The sequence below is a fragment of the Streptomyces pseudogriseolus genome (genome assembly GCA_002154585.1).
Taxonomy (GTDB): Bacteria; Actinomycetota; Actinomycetes; order Streptomycetales; family Streptomycetaceae; genus Streptomyces; species Streptomyces pseudogriseolus.
Window position 1 is genome coordinate 1 of record MUNG01000399.1, and the last position, 4,592, is coordinate 4,592.

The 4,592-nt window shown below is 75.9% G+C and carries 1 protein-coding gene; it reads left to right on the top strand.

The annotated features are described in order from the left end of the window. Window positions 1–4,592 (top strand): SDR family NAD(P)-dependent oxidoreductase (locus CCN29_RS28930; protein ID WP_143661398.1); only part of this gene is annotated, 4,592 nt, incomplete at both ends.

Here is a 4,592-nt window from a genome sequence, read left to right on the forward strand (position 1 = left end):
CGCCGGTGAGACGGATGCCGGGTACTGGTACCGGAACCTGCGTCAGACCGTTCTGCTGGAGCCGGTCGTGCGTCGGCTGGCGCAGTCCGGACACGGCGCGTTCCTGGAGATGAGTCCGCACCCCGTACTGACCGTGCCGGTGGCCGAGACGGTGGAAGCCGCCGGTGCCGACGCCGTGGTCGTAGGGTCGCTGCGCCGGGGCGAGGGCGGCCTGGATCGCCTGTACACGTCTCTGGGCGAGGCATGGGCGCGTGGTGTCGCCGTCGACTGGACGCCCGCCTTCGCGGGGCTGTCCCCGCGCCGCGTCGACCTGCCCACGTACGCCTTCCAGCGTCGCCACTACTGGCTCGAAACTGCCGGCCGCCGGGCCGCCGACCCCACCGTCCCCGAGGGCGCGGACCTGCTCGACGACGCGTTCTGGAACAGCGTCGAGAACCAGGACGTCGACGCGCTCGCCGAGGACCTCGGGATCGCCGACGTCCGCTCGCTGGCCGAGGTCGTGCCGGCCCTGTCGTCCTGGCGGCGAGACCGGATCGCCCGCTCGACCCTCGACCGCTGGCGCTACCGGGTGACCTGGCGGCCCTGCGCCGAACCGCCCGCCCGCGCCGACGTGCTCCGGGACACCTGGCTGATCGTCGTACCTGCCGGACACGAGGACGACCCCCTCGTACGGGGCGTGGTCGAGGCCGTCGGCGCGCACGGGGCCGAGGCACGCGTCCTGGTCGCCGGGGAGGCCGAGGCCGAGCGCGACCGCATGGCCGACCTCCTGCGGCAGCACAGTGAGGACACCGTCGTCGGCGGGGTGCTCTCGCTGCTCGCGCTGGACGAGTCGCCGTGGTCCCCGGAGGGCGTGCTGCCCACCGGCATGGTGCTGATGACCGCCCTGCTCCAGGCGCTCGGCGACGCGCAGGTGGAGGCGCCCATGTGGTGCGCCACGCGCGGCGCCGTCACCGTCCGCCGCGGCGACCCGCTGCTCAGCCCGCTCCAGGCGATGAGCTGGGGTCTGGGGCGCATCGCGGCCCTGGAGTACCCGCAGCGCTGGGGCGGGCTTCTCGACCTGCCCGAGCAGTTCGACGCCCGTGCCGCGCGACGCCTGGCCGCCGCCCTGTCCGGCACGCTGGAGGAGGACCACCTCGCCGTGCGCCCGTCGGGGATCTTCGCCCGCAGGCTGGTCCGCGCGGGCGAGGGACCCCGCCCCGGGGGCGTGTGGAAGCCGTCCGGCACCGTGCTCGTCACCGGCGGCACCGGTGGGATCGGCGGGCACATCGCCCGCTGGCTGGCCCGCGGCGGCGCCGAGCACCTGGTGCTCGTCTCGCGGCGCGGTCCCGAAGCCCCCGGCGCCGACGACCTCGTGGCCGAGCTCGCGGAACTCGGCACCCCGGCGAGCGTCATCGCCTGCGACGTGTCCGACGCGCAGGCCGTTCGGCGGCTCGTCGACGACCTGCCCGGCGGCGGCACCCTGACCGCCGTGTTCCACACCGCGGGCATCATCGACGACGGCCTCATCGACGCCCTCACCCCGCAGCGGGCGCACGACGTGCTGCGGCCCAAGGCCGACGCGGCGCTCGCCCTCGACGCCGCCACCCGCCACCTCGACCTCAACGCGTTCGTCCTGTTCTCCTCCATGGCCGGCACCCTCGGCGGACCCGGCCAGGGCAGCTACGCCGCCGCCAACGCCCACCTCGACGCCCTCGCCGCCCGCCGGCGCGCCGAAGGACTGCCCGCCACCTCGGTCGGCTGGGGCACCTGGGCCGGCGGCGGCATGGTCGGCGAGGAGGTCGCCGAGCGGCTGCGCCGCGACGGCGTGCCGCCGATGGACCCCGAACTCGCCGTCGCCTCCCTGCAGAAGGCGCTCGACGAGGACGAGGAGTTCGTCGTCGTCGCCGACGTCGACTGGAAACTGATCACGGTCCGCGCCTTCGCCGCGCTGCGCGAACTCCCCGAACCCCGGACCGCCGTCACCGCCGTCACCGACCGGACGGAGCAGAAGGAGACCGACGCCGTCGACGGGCCGCCGCTCGTCAAGCGGCTGGCCGCCCTGCCGCCCGCCGAGCGCCGCGCCGCCCTGCTCATGGAGGTCCGCGACGAGGCGGCCGCCGTGCTCGGCCACGCCGACGCCGACGCCGTCCCGGAGGGCCGCGCCTTCCGCGACCTCGGGTTCGACTCGCTGACCGCGGTCGAACTGCGCAACCGGTTCGCCGAGGCCACCGGTCTGCGGCTGCCGGTCACCCTCGCCTTCGACCACCCGACCGCGTCCGCCCTCGCCGCCCACCTGGACGCCGAGCTGTTCGGCGGACAGGCCGGCGACACCCTCCCCGCCCCGGCCGCCGCGGCCGCGCTGCCCACGGCGTCCGTGGACGACGACCCCGTCGTCATCGTCGGCATGGCCTGCCGCTTCCCCGGCGGCGTCACCTCGCCCGAGGAACTGTGGCGGCTCGTCGCCGACGGCGTCGACGCCATCACCCCGTTCCCCGGCGACCGCGGCTGGGACATCGAGACCCTGTACGACCCCGACCCTGACCGCATCGGCCACACCTACGCCCGGCACGGCGGATTCCTGCACGACGCCGCCGAGTTCGACCCGGCGTTCTTCGGCATCTCACCGCGTGAGGCGGTCGCCGTCGACCCGCAGCACCGGCTGCTGCTGGAAACCTCCTGGGAGGCGTTCGAACGCGCCGGCATCGATCCGCAGGGGATGCGCGGCGCCCGGGCCGGCGTGTTCGTGGGCTCCAACTACCACGACTACGCAGGCAGGGCCCGCCGAGCCCCCGAGGAGCTGGAGGGGTACCTGGCCACCGGCAGCGCGAGCAGCGTCGCCTCCGGCCGTATCGCCTACACCTTCGGCCTCGAGGGCCCGGCCGTCACCGTCGACACCGCCTGCTCCTCCTCGCTCGTGGCCCTGCACCTGGCGGCGCAGGCCCTGCGGTCGGGGGAGTGCGACGTGGCCCTGGCCGGCGGCGTCACCGTGATGTCCACGCCCGACACCTTCGTCGAGTTCAGCCGGCAGCGCGCGCTGTCGCCCGACGGCCGCTGCAAGCCGTTCTCCGCCGAGGCCGACGGTGCCGGCTGGTCCGAGGGCGTGGGCCTGCTCCTGCTGGAGCGGCTCTCCGACGCCCGCCGCAACGGCCACACGGTGCTCGCCGTCGTCGCCGGCACCGCCGTCAACCAGGACGGCGCCTCCAACGGACTGACCGCGCCCAGCGGCCCCGCCCAGCAGCGCGTCATCCGCCAGGCGCTCGCCTCCGCCGGGCTCTCCCCGGCCGACGTCGACGCCGTCGAGGCGCACGGCACCGGCACCACCCTCGGCGACCCCATCGAGGCCCAGGCCCTCCTCGCCACGTACGGGCAGGACCGGCCCGACGACCGCCCGCTGTGGCTGGGGGCGCTGAAGTCCAACATCGGGCACACCCAGGCGGCCTCCGGCGTCGCCGGCGTCATCAAAATGGTGATGGCGATGCGGCACGGCACCCTGCCGCGCACCCTGCATGCCGACCGTCCCTCCCCGCACGTCGACTGGTCCTCAGGCGCCGTGCGCCTGCTCCAGGAGGAGCAGGCCTGGGAGCCGGGCGGCACCCCGCGCCGCGCCGGCGTCTCCTCCTTCGGCGTCAGCGGCACCAACGCCCACGTCATCCTCCAGGAGCCGGACGCCCCCGCGCAGTCGGAGCCGCAGCAGGAGCCGCAGCCGGAGCCGCAGTCGCGGCAGGAGGCGCCGTCCCGGCCCGCCCCGGCCCTGCCGTGGCTGCTGTCCGCCCGCGGCGCCGCCGCCCTGCGCGACCAGGCACGCCGCCTGCTCGACCACCTCGCCGCACACCCGGGGACCGAACCGGCCGACCTCGCGCTGTCCCTGGCCACCACCCGCGCCCACCTGGAGGACCGGGCGGCCGTCGTGGCCGGCGCCGACGACACCGACGCGCTGACCCAGGCGCTCACCGCCCTCGCCGAGGGGCGCGAACACCCCGGCCTGACCACCGGACGCGCCCGCGGCGGCAGGACCGCGTTCCTCTTCTCCGGCCAGGGCGCCCAGCGCCCCGAGACCGGCCGCACCCTGTACGAGACGTACGACGTGTTCGCCGACGCCTTCGACGCCGTCTGCGCCCACCTCGACGCCCACCTCGACACGCCGCTGCGCGACGTCCTGTTCGCCGCGCCCGGCAGCCCGGAGGCGGCCCTCCTGGACCGCACCGACCACACCCAGGCCGCGCTGTTCGCCGTGCAGGTCGCCCTGTACCGGCTGCTGGAGAGCCTGGACGTACGGCCCGACGTGCTGCTCGGCCACTCCGTCGGCGAGATCGCCGCCGCGCACGCCGCCGGCGTCCTCACCCTGGAGGACGCCTGCCGTCTGGTCGCCGTGCGCGGCCGGCTCATGGCGGACCTCCCCGAGGGCGGCGCCATGATCTCCGTACGGGCCTCCGTGGAGGAGGTGACACCGCTGCTCGCCGCGTACGAGGGCCGGGTGGCCGTCGCCGCCGACAACGGCCCCCTCGCCACCGTGATCTCCGGCGACGAGGACGCCGTCACCGCGCTCGCCGCCGAACTTGCCGCGCAGGGCCGCAGGACCCGCCGGCTCAACGTCAGCCACGCCTTCCACTCGC